The following is a 24,408-nucleotide window of genomic DNA, read 5'->3' on the forward strand; positions in this document are numbered from 1 at the left end:
CTCTCATCTGAGAGGTTTTTAATTACAAAGATTAGAGATTTTTTATTGCAGCATACTGCTCTTGCAGTTTTGCTTTATCATCAATATAACCTTGTTGTTTTTCTTTCTCTTTGGCAACAACTGCTGCGGGAGCCTTGTCAACAAAGCTTGCATTAGATAATTTATTAGTAATGCGAGTAATTTCACCTTCAATGCGAGCAATTTCTTTCTCTAAACGAGCAAGTTCATCTTCTTTATTAATTAATCCCGCCATCGGCATTAATAATTCTGCACCATCTACTAATTTTGTTACCGATAATGGTCCACTTTCACCTTCATCTAATAATACTATTTCAGATAATCTAGCGAGTGATTCAATAAAGCTAATATTATCGCTAATGATTCGGTGCACCGTTGGTGTTGCTTTGCGAATTAATAATTGCAAAGGTTTGCTTGGTGCAATATTCATTTCAGCACGAATGTTACGAACCGCAATAACAACATCTTTAATCCAATTGATATCGGCAACAGCTTCATTATTTAAATGCTGTTTATCACAAGCAGGCATTGGCTGTAACATGATAGTATCAGCTTTGATTTTCATTAATCCTTTTACATTTTGCCAAATTTCTTCAGTAATAAATGGAATAATAGGATGAGCAAGACGCAGCAAAGCCTCTAAAACAGTAACTAAGGTGTGACGAGCCGCGCGTTGCTGTGAAGATTCACCATGGGCTAAAATAGATTTTGTTAGCTCTAAATACCAGTCACAGAATTGGTTCCACGTGAACTCATATAGAATGTTAGCAGCTAAATCGAAACGATAAGTATCAAAAGCTTCACAATAAGCCTTAACTGTTTGATTAAATTCAGCCAAAATCCATTTATCCGCTAGAGAGTAGTCAAAATCGCCACCATTAAATCCACAATCATGCCCTTCTGTATTCATCAATACATAACGGCTAGCATTCCAAAGCTTGTTACAGAAGTTGCGATAACCTTCCAAGCGTTTTAGATCCCAATTGATATCTCGTCCTGTTGAAGCTAATGCGGCTAAAGTAAAACGTAGTGCATCCGTGCCGTGAGCTTCTATACCATTAGGAAATTGTTTTTGAGTGCGTTTAGCGATTTTTTCCGCTAATTGAGGTTGCATCATGTTGCCAGTACGCTTTTCTAATAGTTCTGGTAGTGAGATGCCATCAATCATATCTAAAGGATCGATAACATTTCCTTTAGATTTTGACATTTTTTGCCCTTCTTCATCACGAATTAATCCAGTTACATAAACCGTTTTAAATGGAACCTGTGGCTTGCCATCTTTATCTTTAATAAAGTGCATAGTCATCATGATCATTCGCGCAACCCAAAAGAAAATAATATCAAAGCCAGTAACTAAAACATTAGTTGGGTGGAACGTGGCTAAATCATCAGTCTTATTCGGCCAGCCTAATGTTGAAAATGTCCAAAGCGCTGAAGAGAACCAAGTATCAAGCACATCTTCGTCTTGGTTAAGCTCAATATCATCAGCAAGGTTATTTTCTCGACGCACTTCCGTTTCATCTCGCCCGACATAAACATTTCCTTGTTTATCATACCAAGCGGGAATACGGTGTCCCCACCATAATTGTCGAGAAATACACCAATCTTGAATGTCATTCATCCAAGAAAAGTACATATTTTCATACTGTTTTGGCACAAATTGAATATCGCCATTTTTTACCGCTTCAATGGCAGGCTCTGCAAGCACTTTAGCACGTACATACCATTGATCGGTTAGCATAGGCTCAATAACAACACCACCACGATCGCCATATGGAACGGTTAAATCATGTGGCTCAATTTTGTCTAAAATACCCTGTGATTCACATTCTGCCACAATCGCTTTACGTGCGGCAAAGCGCTCTAAGTTTTGGAACTGAGCTGGAATTGTTGTTTCATATGCTTCGCTTGGCTCGCCATTAGTATCAAATACTTGAGCTTGCTCACCAATATGACCATCAAAAGTTAAGATATTTATCATTGGTAATTTGTGGCGTCGCCCTACTTCATAGTCATTAAAGTCATGAGCTGGCGTGATTTTTACGCAACCAGTACCTTTAGTCATATCGGCATGCTCATCTCCAATAATCGGTATACGACGATTAACAAATGGTAATACAACAAATTTACCAATCAGATCCTTATAACGCGGATCTTCAGGATTAACAGCAACACCGGTGTCCCCCAATAAAGTTTCAGGACGGGTTGTAGCAACAACTAAATAATCTTTACCTTCAGCTGTTTTTACGCCATCAGCTAATGGATAACGTAGATGCCACATTGAACCTTTAACCTCACGATTTTCAACTTCAAGATCTGAGATTGCTGTACGCAATTTGGGATCCCAATTGACTAAACGTTTACCGCGGTAGATTAAATTTTCTTGGTATAATTGGACAAAGACTTCTTTAACTGCATTTGACAAACCTTCATCCATTGTGAATCGTTCACGATCCCAATCAACCGAATCGCCCAAACGTCGCATCTGCTTGGTAATGCTTCCTCCAGACTCTGCTTTCCATTGCCAAATTTTTTCGATAAATGCATCACGCCCATAATCATGCCGCGTTTTATTCTCTTCAGCGGCAATTTTCCGCTCAACCACCATTTGCGTTGCAATACCAGCATGATCAGTACCCGATTGCCACAAAGTGTTATTGCCTTGCATACGATGATAGCGAATTAAAGCATCCATAATAGTTTGTTGAAACGCATGCCCCATATGTAAACTACCCGTTACATTTGGCGGTGGAATAGCAATACAATAACTTGGTTGAGACTTGTCACCATTGGGTTTGAAATAACCGCTTTCTTCCCAATGTTTATAAATAGGTTGTTCAATTTCGTGTGGATTATAAGTTGTATTTTTCATAATAAATGCACAAATCCTGATTTAAAGCATAAAATGGTTGCTATTCTACAGTAAAATAGCCAAACAATAAATTGGCATAACAATAAACTCACGGATTTAATCTGCTTTTTAAGAATTTTTAACAGAGAATGAATTACAAAAAAATACCGCTGACTATTAAGCGGTATTTTCATAATTGTCATTCATAATTTTGTCTACAATTATTGCTGTTGGTAAATAAAATTATCAATTAATCGTGTTTTACCAATATAAACCGCCAAGGCACATAAACTATCTTTGGCAAGCATATTAATCGATGCTAATGATGCTAGATCGACAAATTCAATATAGTCAATTTTAGCCAAAGGTTGGTTGGAAATAACATCATCCATTGCTTTCTTAATAACTGTTACTGACTTTTCGCCCTGCTTTATCATTTTTTTAGCGCATTCAATTGCTTGATAAAGACAAACAGCAGCCTTACGTTCATTTTCAGATAAATAGCTATTACGTGAGCTTTTAGCCAAACCATCTGCTTCGCGCACAATCGGGCAACCGATAATATCAATATCGAAATTTAGATCACTGACCATCCGTTTAATGACAGCTAATTGTTGTGCATCTTTCTGCCCAAAATAGGCGCGATCGGGTTGAGTAATATTAAATAATTTGGTAACAACCGTACATACACCTTTAAAATGTCCTGGGCGCCTTTTTCCACATAACGCATCTGTTAAGTTATTCACATCAACATAGCTACTAAAATTAGGCATATACATTTCACTTGCCGTTGGATGAAAAATCAAATCAACGCCCATTTGCTCACAAGCTATTTTATCTCGTTCTAAATCGCGTGGGTAACTATCTAGATCTTCTGACGGACCAAATTGTATAGGGTTAACAAATACGGTCACAATTACTTTTTGGTTATCTTTTTTAGCCGCAGCCATTAAACTTTGATGACCTTCGTGCAAAAATCCCATTGTTGGAACAAGACCAATACTATAACCTGCTTGTCGCCAAATTTTAACTTGTTCTCGCACTTGTTTTATTGTCGTTACAACATTCATTTGTATTAACCCTTTTTGTTAACAGTAAATTCAAGTTTAAGTTTTTCTATAATGTCGTTATCAATGGCGAACTCATGAATTGCCTCTGGGAACTGTTGTTTATTGACTTCTTGACAATACTGTTTAAAAGCTTGTTTCATTTGATCGCCGATTGACCCAAAAGATTTTACAAATTTTGATGATATGCCATCATACATGGATAACATATCTTGATAAACAAGCACTTGCCCATCACAATTCACACCAGCACCAATACCAATGGTAGGTATGCTTACTAACTCTGAGATAATTTTTGCTAAATCAGCCGGCACACACTCTAATAAAATGGCTACAGCGCCGGCTTGCTCAACCGCTAATGCATCAAGAACAATATTTTTAGCCTCTTGATAATCCTTGCCTTGAACTTTATATCCCCCTAAAGCAAGCACGGATTGAGGCATTAATCCTATATGTGCAAAAACAGGAATCGAAGCTTGCGTAATCATTTTGATATGCTCACAAAATGCTTGCCCGCCTTCAAGCTTAACCGCTTGCGCTTGACCTTCTTTAATCAAACGACCCGCATTTAAAACAGCATCGTAAACCGAGGTGTGGTAAGACATAAAAGGTAAATCTGTAACAACAAATGCGGATTTTGCTGCTCTTGCGACCGCTTTTGAGTGGTGGATCATATCATCCATCGTAACCGATACGGTGCTATCGTAGCCAAGCATAACCATACCTAAAGAATCACCAACTAATAAACAATCCACGCCACTTTCGTCCATCAATTTGGCTGTCGTATAATCATACGCCGTCAACATGGTAATTTTCTGACGATTTTGTTTACGCTTTTGTAAAGTAACAATAGTATTTTTCAAGATAACAACTCCAATTCTAATTGTCGATAATCCTTATTTGGATGCTTTGTTCGACTCATTCTAAGTAAAATAGCGGATAATTGTTGATAAATAGACTTATATTCGGTTGGCAAAGCATTTAAATGTTGTTTAATTGTTTCAACATCTCCTCGCTCAACAGGCCCAGTTAAGGCTCCAATACCCCCCACACGGCAAACCGCATTAGCATTATCTAGAAATAAAGCGTGCCAAGCCTGTTCAGTAAATTCTTTGTCTAATCCACTTTGAGCCAGTAAGCTAGTCCCAACTTGTGCTAAAGCAATAACCTGATTACTTAACATAACACAAGCGGCATGATAAAGATGCTTTTTCTTGGCTGAAAGGATCGCGATAGGATTTTTTAATAGGCTTAAACGCTTTTGTAGCTGAAAAATCACGTTGTTATTAGCTTCTAACGTAAAAAAAACTTTCGGCATGGCATGATAACAATCAAACCGATCATATATGGCATACAAGGGGTGTAAAGAAAAAGCAAAAGGATGAACAGATTGATTATTGATAAAGATATGCGATGTAAGCAAACCACTACAGTGACCAATCCATTTATTAGTAATAGGCAACAGACAAAGATCTTGCCAAACATTAGTTATTTGGTCATCGGGCACTGTGAGCAATAAGCAATTACAGTCATTAACTAAATCAACTAAAGTTGAATATGCTTGGCTTTGCGTAAAATCGCTCGCCTCTTGTGTGTGAGCATAGGTTCGACTATAAAATCCCGCTACCTTTATGCCACATAAAGTAAAATGCTTTGCTAGTGTACATCCTACTTTACCTGCACCAATAAAACCAATAATCATTATCACTATAAATTGTTTAATAATTATCGCATTATAGCCCAATCGGTTTGATATTCAATCAATTTAACTATTGATAACAAATAAAATTGGTTGCAGTATTCTTAATATCAAGTAGAGACAAAACCACAAAAAAACAGAAATTTATTTGCAATTTAAGTACAGAAAAACAAGTCCTCCGATAAAAAAGATATTTAATCATATTACGATGTTTATATGCAAATATTTAACATTACAAAAAACTACTAAGCGCCTTATTTTTAGGTATAATAATTGTATAGAGATAGTTACTGTTTTTTGTATATAGTGGATACGAGGGCTAAAATAACTGATCATACTCAGTTGGCTATTGTTAAGAACCCCTCATACCACCATAAGCATCTTCCATTTCAAGTATTAATAGCTATCTATTTTACCTTTTATTCATAATTAATGATGTAAAAACAAAACACCGAAAAATATTAATTATATCTATTAACTTTAGATCATTATCTTCTTAACTTAACAATCATAGGCACTTATATGAATTCATATTTATTACTATTTTTTGCAATTATTTGTGAAGTAATAGCTACATCTTCATTGAAACTATCAAATGGCTTCACTAATTTGATGTTCTCAATTATTACTATTATTGGCTATAGTGCATCGTTTTATCTTCTTTCATTAGCATTAAAAACCATTCCTGTTGGTATTGCCTATGCGATTTGGTCTGGAATCGGCATTGTATTAATCAGTTTAATTGCGTGGATCTTTCTAAAACAAACCTTAGATTTAGCAGCACTAATAGGCATGGGATTTATCATGTTTGGTGTAGTGATTATTAATTTATTCTCGAAAGTTGCGGGACATTAACATCTAAATATGATGATTTTTTATTAAAAATAGCATTAGCTTAAACAAAATATTGAAGTATTTTATTCAGCTAATGCTATAAATTGCGTTATTAATCGTTTTTTAAAACGCTTTTATAATCAAAAGTCGTTTTAAATAAACCTAAAATACAATTCACAGTTTTAGCAAGATTATTAATTTAGGCATAAATTACAAAATATTTTGTAATTGGATATACAAATAATGAATAAACCAGCAATGCTTCTATTATGCTTGAATTATACGTATATAAAATGATCTTAAACGATTACCCAACATTATTAGCCATTTGACACATTATGGCATATTATCATTATGTAAAAAATATTTACATTTAATTTATCACCCATTTAATTTGCAAGTAAACGGCAATAGTGAGTTAACAAAGATATCGACTAAAATTAAGTTAGATCAGGTCCTAAAAAGCCCAATTGAAGTTTGATAATTTTTATCGTTTTATTCATTTTTAACTCTATTCTTAGATTATAAAATATCTTAATTATAAAAACTTAGATGTCAAATTAAGTTGAAATAATTAAAAACGGTACTTTAATCATCGGCGGATTAAATCATCGCCATAACCAACCCATTTATAAGTAGTTAAAGCTTCAAGCCCCATTGGTCCTCGTGCATGTAATTTCTGTGTGCTGACAGCCACTTCAGCGCCTAAGCCAAACTGTCCACCATCGGTAAAACGTGTTGAAGCATTGACATAAACTGCTGCCGCATCAACCAAATTAGTGAATTGCTGTGCATTAGATAAATTACGGGTTAAAATGGCCTCGGAATGACCGCTACCATATTCACGAATATGTTCTACGGCGAGTTCAAGTGAGTCAACAATGACTACATTTAAATCTTTTGATAGCCATTCTTGGCGTAAGTGCTGATCTTCAACAGCAAAAACATTTGCAACACAAGATTTTAATATTTCATAAGAATTTGGATCAGCATGCAACACAACATCATTATCAGCCATAATTTGACTGAATTTAGGTAAGAATTTATCTGCAATGTTTCGATGAACAAGAAGCGTTTCAAGCGTATTACACGTACTTGGTCGTTGAGTTTTAGCATTTACGATAATAGAAAGGGCTTTATCATAGTCAGCGCTCTCATCAACAAAAATATGGCAGACACCAATACCACCAGTAATAACAGGAATTGTTGAATGTTCACGGCATAATTTATGTAAGGCAGCGCCTCCACGTGGAATGATCATATCAACATATTGGTCGAGTTTAAGTAATTCAGTAATGTATTTGCGATCAGGATTATCAATACATTGTATTGCTGCTTTAGGTAATCCCGCTTGATCTAATGCCTGCTGAATGATAGAAATAGTCACAGCATTTGTGTGCATGGTCTCTTTTCCACCTCGCAATATTGCTGCATTACCCGTTTTTAAGCAAAGCGTAGCAATATCAATGGTGACGTTTGGCCGAGCCTCATAAATAACGCCAATCACCCCTAAAGGCACTCGGCGACGTTGTAGCTTTAAACCACTATCTAAGGTTGCACCATCAATAATTTGGCCAATGGGATCGGTTAATGAAACCACTTTGCGAACATCATTAGCAATAGCCATTAACCGCTCAGGGGTTAATAATAATCGATCAATAATAGCCGCGCTCAGTTCCTGTGTTTTTGCTATTTCAATATCACGCTCATTTGCAAGTAAAATAGCTGTGCAGTGCTGTTCTAATAAATCAGCAATCATCGTCAATACTTTATTTTTGATTGTTATTGGACATTGGGCTAATTGGTATGATGCCAGTTTTGCAGCTTTACCCATTTGTTGTAACATTGTTATCACCATTAAGTTATATTATTGTTTGCATCACTTCATTTTTTAAATGATTGTATTTTATTAGCTATATCATTCTAATCTATAAAAATTTATTTACGAGCAGTATTTTTTAGCCTATCTAAATTATAGGTTTAATTTCTTAAATAAAACACGGGCATAGCTGTTAATATAATATTGAAATAAACCACAGTTATAAAAGCAAACATTTTCACCTCAAAAAGTTGTTCAGAAAACCAATTGATTTTATTAAAGTTTTTATTTCAATTTATTTATACTAAATCAACATGTTATAAATGATAAAGTCGCCTACATTGAGACATATGAAAGTTTATATTTAATACCCCCCTTTCTTTAATTAAATTTTGCCAGAAAAATCACTAAATTTATTGTAATTAACATTGAATTCCGATTTTTGGAAAAATATTCAAACACAATGGTGATATGATGGCTTACTTGATTAAATTTGGGTATTCCTAATGGAAAAATATACAACAGAGGTATTTAGGCAAGCTCGTATAAGCAGAGATCCTCGGTTTGATGGCAAAGTATTTATTGCTGTTAAAACAACAAAAATATTTTGTCGAACAATTTGTCCTGCAAAACTACCACTGGAAAAAAATGTTACCTACTACTTATCCAAAGAAGAAGCCCTTAGCGCAGGTTATCGCCCGTGTTTTCGTTGTAAACCCGAATTCTCGCCAATTTTAACGAGCTTTCTCGTTACTCTATATTTACGCAACAAGCTATAAAGTTGATCCAATCAGGAGAAATGCTGACATCTAGTGTAGAAGATATTGCATCAGCCTTATTTACTTCCAGTAGAAATCTAAATAAAGCGTTTACAAAAAACTTAGGAATACCTTTAAAACAGTTTCAAGATATGACAAAAGCATTATTTGCGAAAAAACTGTTATACTCATCAAATTTAAGTATTGTTGAAATATCAGAAGCGTGTGGATATAGTTGCGTTAGTGGCCTTTATAACCTGATTAATCGATTTTTGAAAGTTCCAGTTCGAAAATTACTTAGTAAAACTAAGGATGGAGCGAAACTAACAATTGATTTAAAAATACCTTATATAAATTTTTACAATTGGGATTTTTTTCTCACATTTCAATCAAAAAGGCTTATTAGCAACATCGAAAGTATCGAAGGTAGAGTCTATCGACGCACAATAGAAATTGAAAATATCAAAGGCTACTTTGAAATCAAGTGCGAAGATCGTGTTTTTATTATAACTTTATCTAGGTCATTTCTACCCAAAATGGCAGAAGTCTTAAGAAAAATTTCAGCCATGTTTGATTTGAATTCAAATATTAATTTTATTGAAGATCGGCTTAAAAATTTATATCCATCTATAATAAAAAATAAAGGGTTGCATATTCCTGGTGTTCTTTCGCCATATGAAGCAGGAATTCGAGCTATATGTGGTCAACAAGTCTCTGTTTCCGCGGCGACCAATTTACTAAATCAATTTGTTTCTATTTTTCACAAAAAAGATGAACAAGCAAATCATTACTTTCCCTGCCCAAAAGAAATTACAGCGTCTGGGTTAGACAGAATGAAAACAACTCAATCCAAAAAAAATACATTATTTGCATTTTCTCAGTGGTGCTGCAATTACGATATAAATTCACATATCGATAGTTTGAGCCAAGTAAAAGGTATTGGTCCGTGGACTATCAATTATATAAAGTTAAGAGGAATGAATGCTTCAGATATTTGGATGGAAACAGATTTAGGTATAAAAAAAGCGCTCGATAAATATGAGCTTCGAAATAGTGATAGTGCTGCACCGTGGAGAAGCTATTTGAGTATTCATTTATGGAACAATTTGTGATGTATTTTGATCAACTTACATGCCCAGAATCATTTCCTTGGCATTTTGCAAATATAGTTGCTACAAATGAACATATCATTGAAGTAATGTTTTCTAACACAGCATCAGAAATTAATAAAAACAAAATCACTGAATTATGTAAACAGCAATTAATACTCTATTTTTCTAAAAAACTAACCACTTTTTGTCTTCCTTTCATATCTCAGGGAACACGCTTTTCGTCCACTGTCTACGATGAATTACTCAAAATTCCTTTTGGTGTAAATACCCCAAACTTAGTACACTATTAACGTAGAAAATTAAGCAGCCTGTTTTAACGTTTTATATTCGAGCGGTGTCATGTTATTTAGTGCCTCATGCGGTCTTTCGGTGTTATAAATCGTTAGCCATTCTTCGGTTACCTTTCTTGCTTGTTCTAGATTATTAAATAGATATAAATCAAGTACCTCAGTGCGATAGGTACGATTAAATCGTTCAATATAGCCATTTTGATATGGGCTACTGGGCTGGATATAATCAATGGTTATATCATGTGATTTAGCCCAGTTTATAAAGGCTTTCCCTGTAAATTCTGGCCCATTATCGACCCGCATTTTTAATGGATACCCATGATATTCGGCCAGTTTATCTAAGTAACGGGTAATCCTTCCTGCGGGTAAGCTTACTGCAATATCAATCCCTAACGCCTCACGATTAAAGTCATCGATGACATTGAATGTCCTAAAGCGACGTTGATTACGACTACTGTCACTCATAAAATCCATTGACCAACATTCACCTTGTTTATTGGGGACTAATAACCTTTCTAGGCATCGTGGAGGAATGCGTTTTTTACGCTTTACCCTGAGATTAAGCTTTAATTCACAATACACCCGATATACCCGTTTATGATCCCATTGATAGCCGAGCTTTCTGATACGATTAAAACATTTAGGAAAGCCCCAGCGTAAATGCCGGTCTGTGACAGTATTCAACACCGAAATAATCACGGAATCATCCTGAAACTTAGGTTGGTAATAGTAAGCACAACGGCTTAAACCAACAATGGCACAACTCATCGTAATAGTGACTGAATGATTTTTTTGTAGTTGCTGTGCCCACGTTTTACGTGCCTTGGTGGGCACTAAAACTTTTTTATGATTTCTTCCTGAAGCTGTGATTTTAAGCTCAGTGTTGAATTACCCATGCCCTATTTACGGCACAACTCTTTAACAGGAATACCTGCCTCTGCTTCTTTTAAAATAGCTACGATTTGATGTTCAGTTTTTTTCATAATTGAATCCTCTTTTACTTTTATCATAGAGAATTTTCTACTTTTTAGCTGTACTATTTTAGGGGATAATTACATAAAATCATTATACAAATGTTTCATTAGGCCGTTTTTAAGAAAAAGCTAGATATTAGCTTAGAGGAATTACAAAAAGATCTGGACGAATGGTTAGATTATTACAATAATAATCGAACTTATTAAGGAGAAACACGTCAAGTAATAGCACTTGTTTAAACATTACTTGATAACAATTCAGACTAGCTAATACCCTACTGAAACCATTATCAGTAGGGGTTATTGTAAAATCTGGTCTTGACTACTACAAAAAATTGGGATTAGCCATGGCATTCAATGAAGATACACGCGTAAAAATACCAACCATTATGCATTTGGTTCGTTTGGGGTATCATTATTTATCGCTCAAAACACAACAATGGGATATTAACACAAATATTTTCCCTGAGTTATTCCGTCAAGCGGTTACAAAAATCAACCCTCATTTAGAGCAAGATGATGTTGGACGATTGTTGGAGGAAGTAAAGCTAAGCTTAGACAATGAGGATTTAGGTAAAGCCTTTTATGAGAAATTAACTGCTCGCTCAGGTACAAAACTCATTGATTTTGAGCATTTTAATAACAATAGCTTTCACGTAGTAACAGAGCTAACCTATAAAAATGGTGATGAAGAGTTTAGACCTGATATAACATTATTAATTAATGGTATGCCGTTAGTCTTTATTGAGGTGAAAAAACCCAATAATCCTGAAGGAATATTAGCCGAACGTGATCGAATCAACAAGCGCTTCCAAAATAAAAAATTTAAGCGATTTGTGAATATAACCCAGTTTATGATCTTTTCTAATAACATGGAGTATGAAGATGGCGCCGTTCAACCACTACAAGGCGCATTTTATGCCAGTGCTTCTTATGGTGAGCCTATTTTCAACTACTTTAGAGAAGAACAAACACTAATTTTACCTGAGCTTTCTAAGCCACTTGATGAACAAAAAGTGCTAGAAATTCTCAAAGATAATAACAAGGAAACTCTGCGAAGCAGTGAGGAGTTTAAGCTCAATAAAAATGAGCTTAGACCAACGAACCGTATTTGTACCTCATTATTAAGTAAAGACAGATTAGCTTTTATTTTACGCTATGCGCTTACTTATGTGGCAGAAACACAAGGGCTTGAAAAGCACATAATGCGTTATCCGCAAATTTTTTCAACAAAAGCGATTGAATATAAGCTTAATGAAGGGATTAAAAAAGGCATTATCTGGCATACTCAAGGCAGTGGTAAAACCGCGCTAGCCTACTATAACGTTCGGTTTTTAACCGATTATTTTCAGCAAAAGCAGATTATTCCTAAATTTTATTTTATTGTGGATCGAATCGATCTGCTCACTCAAGCACAGCGCGAATTTACTTGCCGAGGCTTAACAGTTTATACCATCGATTCGCGCGAGGCATTTAGTCAAGATATTAAAGCTACTAAAGCGATTCATAATAATACCGGTAAACCTGAAATAACAGTGGTCAATATTCAAAAATTTAAAGATGATCCCGATGTTGTTTCAACAAGTGATTACGATGTCAGTATCCAACGGGTGTATTTTTTAGATGAAGTACACCGCAGTTATAACCCCAAAGGTAGCTTTTTAGCCAATCTAGAGCAATCTGATCGCAATGCGATTAAAATCGGTTTAACAGGTACGCCATTATTGGGTACAGACTATAACTCGCGCCAATTATTTGGCGATTATATTCATAAATACTATTATAACGCCTCTATTGCCGATGGTTACACCTTAAGATTGATTCGTGAAGAAATCGCCACTCACTACAAAATGGCCTTACAAAAAGCCTTAGAGGAAGCAGAAATTCAACAAGGGGATGTGGATAAAAAATTTATTTATGCCCACCCTAGCTTTGTCGATCCTATGCTGGATTATATTATTGCTGACTTTCAAAAAAGCAGAGGCGCTCTCGCTGAGTCTACCATCGGTGCAATGGTCATCTGCGACAGTGCGGAACAAGCCAAGCAACTCTTTAAGCTATTTAATGATCGTTACCCAAAAAACAACCAGCAAATTAACCAAGTAGCGGCCAATGATAACGAACTAACTCAATTGAAAGTGGCGGAACCAATCACAAACTACGCTGTCAAACGTAAGCAAGATAACGAAGTTAAAACAGCCGCGTTAATTTTGCACGACGTAGGCACAAAACAACAGCGTAAAGACTGGGTTGAAGACTTTAAAGCCGGCAAAATAGATCTACTCTTTGTATTTAACATGCTATTAACAGGTTTTGATGCCAGACGATTAAAAAAACTCTATTTAGGTCGTGTAATACGTACCCACAACCTCCTGCAAGCCCTAACGCGAGTAAATCGGCCTTATAAAGATTTTCGTTATGGCTATGTAGTTGATTTTGCCGATATTCGCAAAGAGTTTGATGATACCAATAAAGCCTATTTCAAAGAGCTACAAGACGAGCTGGGTGATGAAATAGAAAGTTATTCACAACTGTTTAAATCGCAAGAAGAAATCCAGCAAGAAATTGAACAGATTAAAGATACGCTATTTAAATACGATATCACCAATGCTGAAATTTTTTCACAGCAAATTAATGAAATAGACGATCGTGAAACAATTTTAGTTCTTAAAAAAGCCTTAGCTAATGCCAAGAGCCTACACAACCTTATTCGCCTACAAGGGGAATCTAGCTTCTTAGATCAACTCGATTTTAATAAACTAAATCTGCTTTATCGTGAGGCGACTAATCGGCTTAATCTGCTCAACTTAAAAGAGAACCTAGAAAAAGGCACAGAGACCACCAATATTTTAAATATTGCCTTAGAAGATATTCTCTTTGAATTTATTAAAGTGGGGGAAGAAGAACTGCAACTGGCAGATGATTATCAGCAAACACTCAGACGCACCCGTGAGGCGCTAAACAATAATTTTGATCAAGACGACCCAAAATTTATCACACTAAAAGAAGAGCTGGAACGGCTATTTAAGAAAAAGAACTTGAGTGCAACCACCCAAGAAGAAATGAAAACCAATACAGAAATACTCAATAAAATTTATGAGCGTGTCAAAGTATTAAATAGAGAAAATAATTTGCTTCGTCAAAAATACTCAGGTGATGTAAAATACGCTCGCATTCATAAACGCTTAACAGAAAAAAACAAAATAAGCGCCAATGAACGTAAAATTTTCGAAGCACTAAATGGTGTAAAACACGATACCGACGAGCAAGTATTACAAAACTTACAACTTCTAAACAATGAAGGGTACTTTAAACGAATTACTATGCCAACGGTTATTAAGCAATTTATGACGCAGCAACAGATTAAATTAAATCCTACTACCTCTTGTTATATTAATAAGCTGGTGGTTAAAGAATACCTTAAAGAATTTACTAACGGAGCTCCTCAGTGGTAGTTGAACTCGCCTTTCAAGAACAAACTAGAAAGTTAATTGACGATCTAAAAGCTATTTGTGCTAACTATGGCTTAGGTAACGATGGCAACGAATTTAAAATCATCACCCAAGCTTTTCTCTATAAATTTTTAAACGACCAATTTGCCTCGGCGGTAAAAAAAATACAACCTCACATAGCTAAAAGCGATAAGTGGGAAGAAGTATTGACATCAATGGAGCATGAACAGTACGAAATGCTCCTGTTGAGTTTACCCGCAGGGGTTGCGCACCTACAGCCAGTACATTTTATTGGCTATTTATTTAACAACCAAAATCAAGAAGATTTTGCTAAAACTTTTGATGACACGCTAATCGATATTGCCAGTAGCAATACCGACGTATTCTCCATTAAAACGGAAGGCGGCGCTAAGGTGGTTTTGTTTGACCGCATCAGCAACTTTATTGCCGATGACAGCAAAAAAGATGACTTTTGCCGTGCTATCATCAATAAGCTGGTAGACTTTAGCTTTGAGCATATCTTCTCAAAAGGCTTTGACTTTTACGCCACTATTTTTGAATACCTTATCAAAGACTATAACAGCAATAGTGGCGGTAAATATGCTGAATATTACACCCCCCATGCCGTCGCTCGTATTATGGCGGCAGTGCTCGTGCCTGTTGAGCAACGAGGCAAAGTAAATAATGTCAGCTGTTATGATCCTTCGGCGGGATCGGGCACTTTATTAATGAACGTCGCCCATGCTATTGGTGAAGCAAGATGCAGCATCTTTACCCAAGATATTTCACAAAAGTCATCTAATCTATTACGCTTAAACTTAATTTTGAATGGCCTCGTGCATTCTATTCCAAATGTGATACAAGGTAATACCATCTTACACCCTTACCATAAAGAAGGTGGCCACTTAAAACAATTTGACTATATTGTATCTAATCCACCTTTTAAGCTAGATTTTAGCGATTATCAAAAAGAGTTAGATACAAAAGCCAATAAAGAGCGCTTTTTTGCTGGCATTCCAAAAATCAAAGCCAAGGATAAGGACAAAATGGAAATTTACCAATTGTTCTTACAGCATATTATCACTTCCTTAAAACCCACAGGTAAAGCGGCAGTAGTAGTCCCCACCGGCTTTATTACCGCACAATCAGGCATTGATAAAAAAATCCGTGAGTATTTGGTGAATAACAAAATGCTAGCAGGCGTTGTCTCTATGCCTAGCAATATTTTTGCCACCACAGGCACCAATGTCTCTATTGTGTTTATTAATGCCACCAATAAAGATCAGGTGGTTTTGATTGATGCCTCCAATCTTGGTGAAAAAGTAAAAGACGGCAAAAACCAAAAAACCGTACTTACTCCAGCAGAAGAACAGCAAATTATCTATGCCTTTAATCAAAAACAAGCGCACGAGGATTTTTCAGTGGTGGTGAGCTATGAGGAAATTATCAATAAAAACTACTCCTTAAGTGCCGGGCAATATTTTGATGTGAAAATTGAGTACGTGGATATCACACCAGAAGAATTCGCCGCCAAAATGCAAGGCTATACTCAAAATCTAGAAGAGCTGTTTAAAGAATCTCAAGCTTTAGAAGAAGAAATTAAAAAGCAGTTGGCAGGGTTGAAATATAATGGCTAGTGTTATTTTATCTGATGTTATTGACATTATAAGTGGGGGCACTCCTAAAACGAGTGAGGCAAAATACTGGAGTGGTGGAAATATTGACTGGTTATCCATTAATGATTTTAATAACGGAAACCGATTTGTCTATAATTCCGAAAAAAAAATTACAGAGTTAGCATTAAAAGAAAGTAATACAAAGTTATTAAACAAGGGCGATGTTATTATTTCGGCAAGAGGAACTGTTGGTGTACTTGCTCAAATAGGTAAACCAATGTGTTTCAATCAATCATGTTTCGGTTTAAGGGGTAAAAAAGGGTTAATTGATAACGATTTTTTATATTATGTTTTGAAAAACTATATTCATAACCTTAAAAAGAAAAGTCAAGGATCTGTATTTGATACAATAAATATCAAATCTTTTGATTTAATGGAAATTGATATTCCCAACTATGCATCTCAATGCAGTATAGCTAGCGTATTATCAGCTTTAGATAAAAAAATCGAACTAAACAATCGCATTAATGCTGAATTAGAAGCCATGACAAAAACCTTATATGACTACTGGTTTGTGCAATTTGATTTTCCTAATGAAGAGGGCAAGCCCTATAAAAGCTCAGGCGGTAAAATGGTTTATAACACCATCCTAAAGCGTGAAATACCTGAGGGGTGGGAGGATAAAAAATTACTTTCGGTTACCACTTTAATTAGAAGAGGGATATCTCCAAAATATACAGATAAAGGTGGGGCTTGTGTTCTTAATCAAAAATGTATTAGAGATCAAAGAATCTTATTTGAAGAGGCTAGGCGATATGCAAATATATTATCAGATAATGATGAAAGGCTATTAATTATAAATGATATCGTCATCAATTCTACAGGAGTTGGAACTTTAGGAAGAGTTGCATTCGTTAAACGGCTTTTAGAGCCAAAAACAACTGTTGACTCTCATATTACAATCGTTCGTGCTAATCCTGTTAATATTTATCCAGAATATCTAATTTGGACACTATGTCGGTTTCAATATTTAATTGAGTCGGCTGCTAATGGCTCAACAGGTCAAGTTGAACTTAATAAATCATTTTTAGAAAATTTTAATTTAGCTCTCCCTGATATTCATATCCAAGCAAAATTTAAAAATTTTGTAAGCCCGCTTATAAATAAAATAGCAGTACTAGAGCAAGAAAGTGAAAACCTTATTCAATTAAGAGACTTCCTCCTCCCCATGCTAATGAACGGCCAAGTCACCGTTAAATAATAGAACTCGCTTTAGTTTGGCTAAAGCGAGCTTTTTTAAAGCCACCAATGTGAAAATTATAACGATTGACTAAACCTAATCCTTGTCTTGATAACCAACCCTCGTTGTCCTAAACGTCACTTACAGAGTGTTACGAATCATCTTGGTATGCCCTACTCTTTTTAGTGCCAAAAAGATAAGGCCATAGGTTCACTTTATTTTTAATTAACGGCTGATAATCTAAAGGCAAATGAAGTCTATTGTAATTAAACCAATCCATATAGTGATTAAATTGCAATCTAAGCTGTTCAATACTGATTTAGTGTTTAGATAAGTTATTTATTAGCATCTAAATTCTTGTGTATTCCAGTTAAAATAATCACTCATTTGCAGTTTAATATAATCAGTGATGGAATTTAAGTGATCTGATAATAACAATAGCAAATTATTAAGCATTATTTTTATATTCATAATAAATGATATCATGACTATGTTCATCAGCAGTCGTTAGCTCATTTATCGCCAAAGATAGGGGAAGTAATACAATCGCATCACCTTGTTTAACGATTGATAAGATATTATTTAACGTATCAGTTTCAATGAGTATTCGTGTTTCTTGATAAAGTTGAATAGATAATTTTCTAAGAGGGCATGAAATATCACGATTAATTAATATTGGGAAATTACCCATATTTTTAGCCTTACTACTTTTTAGCATACCAACTGCTAAATAATGCTTTTTGGCTAAAGCGTAATTTTTATTCTTTAATCTATTAAATGTAACAACAGCGTTATAATAATGACGATCTAATTCATATTCGATTGCACCCGTTGTTTTATTGACAATTTCATTTGAAAAAATGTTTCTTTTGTTATTTTAATAGTTTATCCCTTAAAGTCCATTATCATTATTTTTGATATCCCTATCATAGACTAAGACTATTCAATAATAATATCTGCCATTTATAATTATTTTAATTATTTAAATCGAGAGGTGATGCTCATGTACGCTATGCAATATAAAATCAAATTACCCGATAATTATGATATGGAGTTAATAAAAAATAGAGTTAAATTAAATGGATATAAAACAGATAAATTTGATGGCTTATTATTTAAAGCCTATTTAATATCAGAAATCAATTCTAATTTTAATGCTGTTGTTTTACTAACTATAAATTATCTAAATGGTAGTCAATTAAATATTGGAGCGGGAAACGAGGTTCGAACTCGCGACCCCGACCTTGGCAAGGTCGTGCTCTACCAACTGAGCTATTCCCGCATAAGAAGTGTTTGGTTAATGGTGCCCGGGGCGAGACTTGAACTCGCACGGCCAAAAAGGCCGAGGGATTTTAAATCCCTTGTGTCTACCGATTTCACCACCCGGGCTCAAAACTGGTTACTTAAGAGTAACTGCGTTTTGAATGCTGTGCATTCTACCCATCTAAAATTTGGCGTCAACAAAAATATTAAAATTATTGTCTAACTGCTCAATGTTTGTCATGTTTTGTGGCTTTATTGTTCTATTTGACTAAAAATCAGAAAAGTATGATTGTTTGTTTAGCGATAAAAGCTAATAGTGTAAAAAAACAAATGCAATTTAAACACTAAAAGAAGATCCACAGCCACAAGTTGTTGTTGCATTAGGATTATCAACCACAAAACGAGAGCCTTGTAATCCTTCAACATAATCAATGGTGCCACCAACTAAATATTGCAAACTCATGGGATCGATAACTAACGACACACCATTTTTTTCGATAGCTAGGTCATCTTCATTCACTTTTTCATCAAAGGTAAAACCGTATTGAAACCCACTACATCCACCACCAGTTATATATACGCGTAATTTTAGATTTGGGTTTTCTTCTTCTGTGACGAGTGATTTAACTTTATTAGCTGCCGCATCAGTAAAGTTAATCGGTAAAGCATCGCTCATATTCTTCTCCTAATATATTGATCTTTGTATTATATACTGTTGCCAAATAAAAATACAAAATAGAAAACTTCTATTAAATAAATTTTTAATAGCTAACTTGAATTTATTTTGATTTTATGAATAAATACAGCAAATTTTTATAGAGAGATTATTCCGGTTATGCTAAACACATTTAAATCAGAAAAGCTTTATCATCAAGCATTATCCGTTATGCCTGGTGGCGTGAATTCCCCTGTTCGTGCTTTTAATGGTGTGGGTGGCACCCCCTTATTTATTGAGCGAGCAAACGGCGCATACATTTATGATGTGGACGATAAGGCCTATATCGATTATGTAGGTTCTTGGGGACCAATGATCCTTGGGCATAACGATCCTGATGTTGCCAATGCGGTAATTAATGCAGTGCGTAATGGTTTAAGTTATGGAGCGCCAACCGAAATAGAAACCAAAGTTGCTAATTTAGTGACACAATTAATGCCTTCAATTGAAATGGTGCGGATGGTGAATTCAGGCACTGAAGCAACCATGAGTGCTATTCGGGTAGCACGTGGTTTTACTGGCCGAGATAAGATTATTAAGTTTGAAGGTTGTTATCATGGCCATGCTGATTATTTGTTAGTTAAAGCGGGCTCCGGTGCTCTGACTTTCGGTCATCCAACCTCTCCAGGTGTGCCTAATGATTTTGTTAAGCATACATTAGTTTGTGATTATAACAATTTAGAATCAGTCAAAAAACAATTTGAGCAATATCCCAATGATATCGCCGCTATTATCATTGAACCTGTTGCAGGTAACATGAACTGTATCCCAGCCAAAAAAGAATTTTTACATGGATTACGTGAACTTTGTGATGAATATGGCGCTTTATTAATTATTGATGAAGTGATGACAGGTTTTAGAGTCGCACTGGGTGGTGCTCAAGATTATTATGATGTTGTTCCTGATTTAACTTGTTTAGGAAAAATTATTGGTGGTGGTATGCCTGTTGGAGCATTTGGTGGTCGTGCTGATATTATGAGGCAATTAGCACCAACCGGGCCAATATACCAAGCTGGCACCCTGTCTGGTAATCCTGTTGCGATGGCAGCAGGATACACTACATTAACTAAACTAATGGAAGTTGGGATCTATCAAGAGTTAGCAGAAAAAACTGCACAGCTTGCTAACGGTTTATTGTCAGTTGCCCAAAAGCATAACGTGCCGTTAGTCGTAAATTATGCTGGTGCAATGTTTGGTTTATTTTTTACAACTGCTTCTGAAGTAAGCTGTTATCAAGATGTCATGCAATGCGATGTTGAATTATTCAAAAAATTCTATCATCATATGCTAACTGAAGGTGTTTACTTTGCACCATCAGCTTTCGAAGCGGGTTTTATGTCACTTAAGCACACAGACAAAGAGATCAATCACACCATTGATGCAGCAAGTCGTTTTTTTAGTAAATTAATTTAAAAGTATGACACTGTTTTATACACCAAGAGAACATTAAACGATTAAAATAGGTAATAATTATATGGTTAATCCACTTAAAGAAGGCGTAAAAGCACCTCAATTTTCGTTACCTGACCAAGATGGAGAGCAAATAAGCTTAAAAGATTTTAAAGGTCAACGAGTTTTAATTTATTTTTATCCTAAAGCGATGACGCCAGGTTGCACTGTGCAAGCTTGTAATTTGCGCGATTGTTCTGATGAGTTAAAAAAATACAATGTAACGGTTCTGGGTATCAGTACCGATAAGCCAGAAAAGTTATCTCGATTTGTTGAAAAGGAATTATTAAATTTTACATTGCTATCTGATGAAAATCATGAAGTTGCCCAAGCATTTGGTACTTGGGGCGAAAAAGAGTTTATGGGTAAAACCTATGATGGAATTCATCGCATTAGCTTTTTAATAGGTAAAGATGGAATAATCGAGAAAGTATTTGATAATTTTAAAACAACTAACCACCATGAAGTGGTTTTAGATTATCTTAAAAATCACAGCAAATAACTTTGATTAAAAGCAGATTAATGACTAATCTGCTTTTAGTTCACTATTGGCATTATTCAATTCATCCAGTTTTGGCCAAGCATTGATAATTGCTTTAACCAATGTTGCCAAAGGTATTGCAAAAAATATTCCCCAAAAGCCCCACAAGCCACCAAACACAATCACCGCCAAAATAATAACGAGTGGATGCAAGTTAAGCTTTTCTGAAAATAAACAAGGAACTAATAAGTTACCATCTAATGCTTGAATCAAAATATAAAAGCATAGCAAATAGCTAAATTCAGTAGTCAATCCCCATTGGAACAGCGCAATTAATACAACAGGAATACTTGAAATAATAATACCAACATAAGGCACTAACACAGATAATCCAACAAGTACAGCTAATAATAGTCCATAATCTAAACTAAAGTACCAAAAAGGAATATAAACACATACGGTCAATATAATAATATGTAAAACATTACCAACAATATAATTAGATATTTGCATATCCATTTCCGCTGCAACTCTGTTTAAAATTGTACGATTTTTAGGTAGAATTTTTGAGCAATACCCCCAAATTTTGGCTTTGTCTTTTAATAAAAAAAACATCATTATTGGCACTAATACCGCATTAATTGTAATCGAAACCAGCCCAAATAAAGACACAATAGAAAATTGTAATAACGAATTACCTGTTTGCACAACTTTGTTAGTAACACCTTGGATAATCGAATCAAATAAACCAACATCGATTAATTCAGGATAGTGCTCTGGCAATGTAGTAATGAAATTGTTAGCGAAATTTAGCATGTTCGGAATATTAGTGATTAAGCTAATACTTTGCTGCCAAATTAATGGTAATAGAATCATAAAGCCAACTAAAACAATCATTAAAAAAAACAACAATACCATCACAACAGCCAGCGTTCTTGGTATGTTTTTTTTATGCAAAAAGTTAATTGGCCTATCAAGTAAATACGACAGTACAATAGCAATCAAAACAGGCAGAAGAATTTTATTAAAAAAATAGATGATAATAAATAAGCCAACAATCACAGCCATTAACGACACAACATGCGGATCGCTAAAACGTTTTTTATACCAATCTATAAACATTTTTAACATCAAACTCTCCTTTTGCTAAATTTTGGGAATAATAAACTTAAGTTAATTATTTTTTAAAACCACCTAATATACCACGGGTGATCTGTTTACCGATTTGATTGACGACTTGCCTAGTTGTACTTTTGACTATTTTCTGAGCCACACCATCATGTTGCCCACCTTTTGGACCTTGCTTGCCAAAAAGAAGTGTACTAAAAAAATCAATCAACCCACCGTGATTTTGTTTATTGCTTACCTCTTCTGTTTTGGCCTCGTTACTATTCGTATTTTGGCTAGGCAGGCTATCTAACAAAAATCCATTTTTCAATAATTCATAAGCAGATTGACGATCTAGCATTTGCGCATATTTATTATAAAGATGAGATTGATGAACAATTAATGATAACTTATCTGGCGCCATTGCCCCCATCTTTGAACCTGGGGCAATAATATAGCCACGTTCAACTATGCTTGGACGGCCTTTTTCGTCTAGAAATGAAATAAGCGCTTCACCAACACCTAATTCCATTATTGCTTTTTCCGTATCAAAACTTGGGTTGGCACGCATGGTTTGAGCAGCTATTTTAACGGCTTTTTGGTCTTTTGGTGTAAATGCACGCAAAGCATGTTGTACACGATTGCCTAATTGCCCCAAGATTGTGTCAGGAATATCACTCGGGTTCTGAGAAGCAAAATAAATTCCGACTCCTTTAGATCGAATTAAGCGCACAACTTGTTCTATTTTTTCTAGTAATGCTGGTGAAATATTATTGAAAAGTAAATGTGCTTCATCAAAAAAAAAGACAAGTTTTGGTTTATCAAGATCCCCCACTTCTGGTAAATGCTCAAAAAGCGCTGACAATAACCATAATAAAAAGACAGAATATAATTTGGGTGAGCTATATAATTTTTCAGCCGATAAAATATTAATAATGCCACGACCTTGAGCGTTAACTTGTATTAAATCCTGAATATCCAGCATTGGTTCGCCAAGAAAAAACTCAGCGCCTTGTTGTTCTAGTGTTAATAAGCTACGTTGGATTGCTCCAATTGATGATAGCGAAATATTGCCATATTGCGTAGTAAATTGTTTAGCATTATCGCCTACAAATTGAATTAATGCTCGAAGATCTTTAAAATCAATTAATAATAGTCCTTTATCATCAGCAATTTTAAATATCAGTTGTAACACACCTGATTGAACATTATTTAAGTCGAGTAATCGACCAAGTAGAATCGGCCCTATATCTGACACGGTACTACGAACGGGAATGCCCTTTTCAGCAAACACATCCCATAATTCAATTGGTGATGCGTCTGGTTGCCAATTATCAACCTCAATGCTGGCTAAACGAGCCTGTAGTTTTTCAGATAGTATGCCCTTTTCGCCAATCCCCGTTAAATCACCTTTAACATCAGCAAGAAAAACTGGCACACCTATTTTTGAAAAACCTTCAGCCATTTTTTGTAATGTTACTGTTTTACCCGTGCCTGTTGCACCAGTAATTAAACCATGACGATTAGCCAATGCAGCAATAACAGATAAATCTTTGCCATGGCTTTTGGCAATTACAATCGACTCACTCATGCGGTACCCCTTTAGTAACTTTATGATTAAATTTGTGATTTAATTTATAATTCAACCTGTTTTATTATAAAT

At 35.1% G+C, this 24,408-nt stretch carries 18 protein-coding genes, 2 tRNA genes and 3 pseudogenes; 11 read left to right on the plus strand and 12 right to left on the minus strand.

Annotated features, from left to right (window positions below; all coding sequences use genetic code 11):
- Positions 1-31 precede the first annotated feature (31 nt).
- The 4 genes from A9G42_RS01465 to A9G42_RS01480 all read right to left on the minus strand — a co-directional run bounded on the left by A9G42_RS01465 (position 32) and on the right by A9G42_RS01480 (position 5,638).
- Positions 32-2,890 carry a valine--tRNA ligase gene (locus A9G42_RS01465; RefSeq protein WP_065652431.1) on the minus strand — a complete coding sequence of 953 codons (2,859 nt, stop codon included), beginning with the start codon at positions 2,888-2,890 and terminating at the stop codon, positions 32-34.
- A 200-nt stretch (positions 2,891-3,090) separates the two neighbouring features.
- Positions 3,091-3,939 (minus strand): pantoate--beta-alanine ligase, encoded by an 849-nt coding sequence (gene panC / locus A9G42_RS01470; protein ID WP_065652432.1) that lies wholly within the window; start codon positions 3,937-3,939, stop codon positions 3,091-3,093.
- Positions 3,940-3,944: 5 nt separating this feature from the next.
- Positions 3,945-4,799, minus strand: a complete 855-nt coding sequence (gene panB / locus A9G42_RS01475) for a 3-methyl-2-oxobutanoate hydroxymethyltransferase (protein ID WP_065652433.1) — start codon at positions 4,797-4,799, stop codon at positions 3,945-3,947.
- Positions 4,796-5,638: a Rossmann-like and DUF2520 domain-containing protein gene (locus tag A9G42_RS01480; RefSeq protein ID WP_065652434.1), complete on the minus strand. Its 843-nt coding sequence runs from the start codon at positions 5,636-5,638 to the stop codon at positions 4,796-4,798. Before A9G42_RS01480 ends, panB begins: the two co-directional genes overlap by 4 nt.
- A 519-nt stretch (positions 5,639-6,157) precedes the next feature.
- On the opposite strand from A9G42_RS01480, the gene A9G42_RS01485 reads away from it, so the two are divergent.
- Positions 6,158-6,490 carry a DMT family transporter gene (locus tag A9G42_RS01485; protein ID WP_065568194.1) on the plus strand — a complete coding sequence of 111 codons (333 nt, stop codon included), beginning with the start codon at positions 6,158-6,160 and terminating at the stop codon, positions 6,488-6,490.
- Positions 6,491-7,061: 571 nt separating this feature from the next.
- On the opposite strand, the gene proA is transcribed toward A9G42_RS01485, so the two are convergent.
- Positions 7,062-8,315, minus strand: a complete 1,254-nt coding sequence (gene proA, locus A9G42_RS01490) for a glutamate-5-semialdehyde dehydrogenase (RefSeq protein WP_065652435.1) — start codon at positions 8,313-8,315, stop codon at positions 7,062-7,064.
- 479 nt (positions 8,316-8,794) lie between these two features.
- On the opposite strand from proA, the gene A9G42_RS01495 reads away from it, so the two are divergent.
- The 3 genes from A9G42_RS01495 to A9G42_RS01505 are packed head-to-tail and all read left to right on the plus strand — an operon-like array spanning position 8,795 to position 10,448.
- Positions 8,795-9,067, plus strand: a complete 273-nt coding sequence (locus A9G42_RS01495; protein WP_065652436.1) for an Ada metal-binding domain-containing protein — start codon at positions 8,795-8,797, stop codon at positions 9,065-9,067.
- A gap of 20 nt (positions 9,068-9,087) precedes the next feature.
- A complete protein-coding gene (locus A9G42_RS01500) occupies positions 9,088-10,158 on the plus strand; it encodes a DNA-3-methyladenine glycosylase 2 (RefSeq protein ID WP_065652437.1) in 1,071 nt (356 codons plus the stop codon).
- Positions 10,143-10,448 carry a hypothetical protein gene (locus A9G42_RS01505; protein WP_065652438.1) on the plus strand — a complete coding sequence of 102 codons (306 nt, stop codon included), beginning with the start codon at positions 10,143-10,145 and terminating at the stop codon, positions 10,446-10,448. Before A9G42_RS01500 ends, A9G42_RS01505 begins: the two co-directional genes overlap by 16 nt.
- 9 nt (positions 10,449-10,457) lie before the next feature.
- On the opposite strand, the pseudogene A9G42_RS01510 reads toward A9G42_RS01505, so the two are convergent.
- Positions 10,458-11,431 (minus strand): annotated as a pseudogene (locus A9G42_RS01510) (IS3 family transposase).
- A 72-nt stretch (positions 11,432-11,503) separates the two neighbouring features.
- On the opposite strand from A9G42_RS01510, the pseudogene A9G42_RS14210 reads away from it, so the two are divergent.
- The 4 genes and pseudogenes from A9G42_RS14210 to A9G42_RS01525 form a co-directional block, all read left to right on the plus strand.
- Positions 11,504-11,626: pseudogene (locus A9G42_RS14210) on the plus strand (IS481 family transposase); the annotation flags it as partial.
- 143 nt (positions 11,627-11,769) lie between these two features.
- The gene (locus A9G42_RS01515) at positions 11,770-14,877 is read left to right on the plus strand and encodes a type I restriction endonuclease subunit R (protein ID WP_065652439.1); all 3,108 of its coding nucleotides are present in this window, start codon (positions 11,770-11,772) and stop codon (positions 14,875-14,877) included.
- A complete protein-coding gene (locus A9G42_RS01520) occupies positions 14,871-16,511 on the plus strand; it encodes an HsdM family class I SAM-dependent methyltransferase (protein WP_065652440.1) in 1,641 nt (546 codons plus the stop codon). Before A9G42_RS01515 ends, A9G42_RS01520 begins: the two co-directional genes overlap by 7 nt.
- Positions 16,504-17,751: a restriction endonuclease subunit S gene (locus A9G42_RS01525; RefSeq protein ID WP_065652441.1), complete on the plus strand. Its 1,248-nt coding sequence runs from the start codon at positions 16,504-16,506 to the stop codon at positions 17,749-17,751. Before A9G42_RS01520 ends, A9G42_RS01525 begins: the two co-directional genes overlap by 8 nt.
- A 427-nt stretch (positions 17,752-18,178) precedes the next feature.
- Here A9G42_RS01525 and A9G42_RS01530 read toward each other — a convergent pair whose 3' ends face one another.
- Positions 18,179-18,448 carry a hypothetical protein gene (locus tag A9G42_RS01530; RefSeq protein WP_065652442.1) on the minus strand — a complete coding sequence of 90 codons (270 nt, stop codon included), beginning with the start codon at positions 18,446-18,448 and terminating at the stop codon, positions 18,179-18,181.
- A 294-nt stretch (positions 18,449-18,742) separates the two neighbouring features.
- Between A9G42_RS01530 and A9G42_RS14610 the strand changes: the two are divergent.
- Positions 18,743-18,868, plus strand: a pseudogene (locus A9G42_RS14610) (DUF4865 family protein); the annotation flags it as partial.
- 68 nt (positions 18,869-18,936) lie between these two features.
- On the opposite strand, the gene A9G42_RS01535 reads toward A9G42_RS14610, so the two are convergent.
- The 3 genes from A9G42_RS01535 to erpA all read right to left on the minus strand — a co-directional run bounded on the left by A9G42_RS01535 (position 18,937) and on the right by erpA (position 19,669).
- Positions 18,937-19,012 (minus strand) — tRNA-Gly (locus tag A9G42_RS01535).
- Between the two features lie 19 nt (positions 19,013-19,031).
- Positions 19,032-19,119 (minus strand) — tRNA-Leu (locus A9G42_RS01540).
- A gap of 211 nt (positions 19,120-19,330) precedes the next feature.
- Positions 19,331-19,669 carry an iron-sulfur cluster insertion protein ErpA gene (gene erpA, locus A9G42_RS01545; protein WP_034914816.1) on the minus strand — a complete coding sequence of 113 codons (339 nt, stop codon included), beginning with the start codon at positions 19,667-19,669 and terminating at the stop codon, positions 19,331-19,333.
- A gap of 159 nt (positions 19,670-19,828) precedes the next feature.
- Here erpA and hemL point away from each other — a divergent pair, with 159 nt between their 5' ends.
- Both hemL and bcp read left to right on the plus strand, forming a co-directional pair.
- Positions 19,829-21,121: a glutamate-1-semialdehyde 2,1-aminomutase gene (hemL, locus tag A9G42_RS01550; RefSeq protein WP_065589037.1), complete on the plus strand. Its 1,293-nt coding sequence runs from the start codon at positions 19,829-19,831 to the stop codon at positions 21,119-21,121.
- A 61-nt stretch (positions 21,122-21,182) separates the two neighbouring features.
- The gene (gene bcp / locus A9G42_RS01555; protein ID WP_065582972.1) at positions 21,183-21,659 is read left to right on the plus strand and encodes a thioredoxin-dependent thiol peroxidase; all 477 of its coding nucleotides are present in this window, start codon (positions 21,183-21,185) and stop codon (positions 21,657-21,659) included.
- Between the two features lie 24 nt (positions 21,660-21,683).
- On the opposite strand, the gene A9G42_RS01560 is transcribed toward bcp, so the two are convergent.
- Positions 21,684-22,769: an AI-2E family transporter gene (locus tag A9G42_RS01560; RefSeq protein WP_065652443.1), complete on the minus strand. Its 1,086-nt coding sequence runs from the start codon at positions 22,767-22,769 to the stop codon at positions 21,684-21,686.
- Positions 22,770-22,815: 46 nt separating this feature from the next.
- Positions 22,816-24,336 carry a helicase HerA-like domain-containing protein gene (locus A9G42_RS01565; protein WP_065652444.1) on the minus strand — a complete coding sequence of 507 codons (1,521 nt, stop codon included), beginning with the start codon at positions 24,334-24,336 and terminating at the stop codon, positions 22,816-22,818.
- Between the last annotated feature and the right edge of the window lie 72 nt (positions 24,337-24,408).

The organism is Gilliamella sp. Nev6-6, from assembly GCF_001690605.1.
In the GTDB taxonomy this organism is placed as follows: domain Bacteria; phylum Pseudomonadota; class Gammaproteobacteria; order Enterobacterales; family Orbaceae; genus Gilliamella; species Gilliamella apicola_C.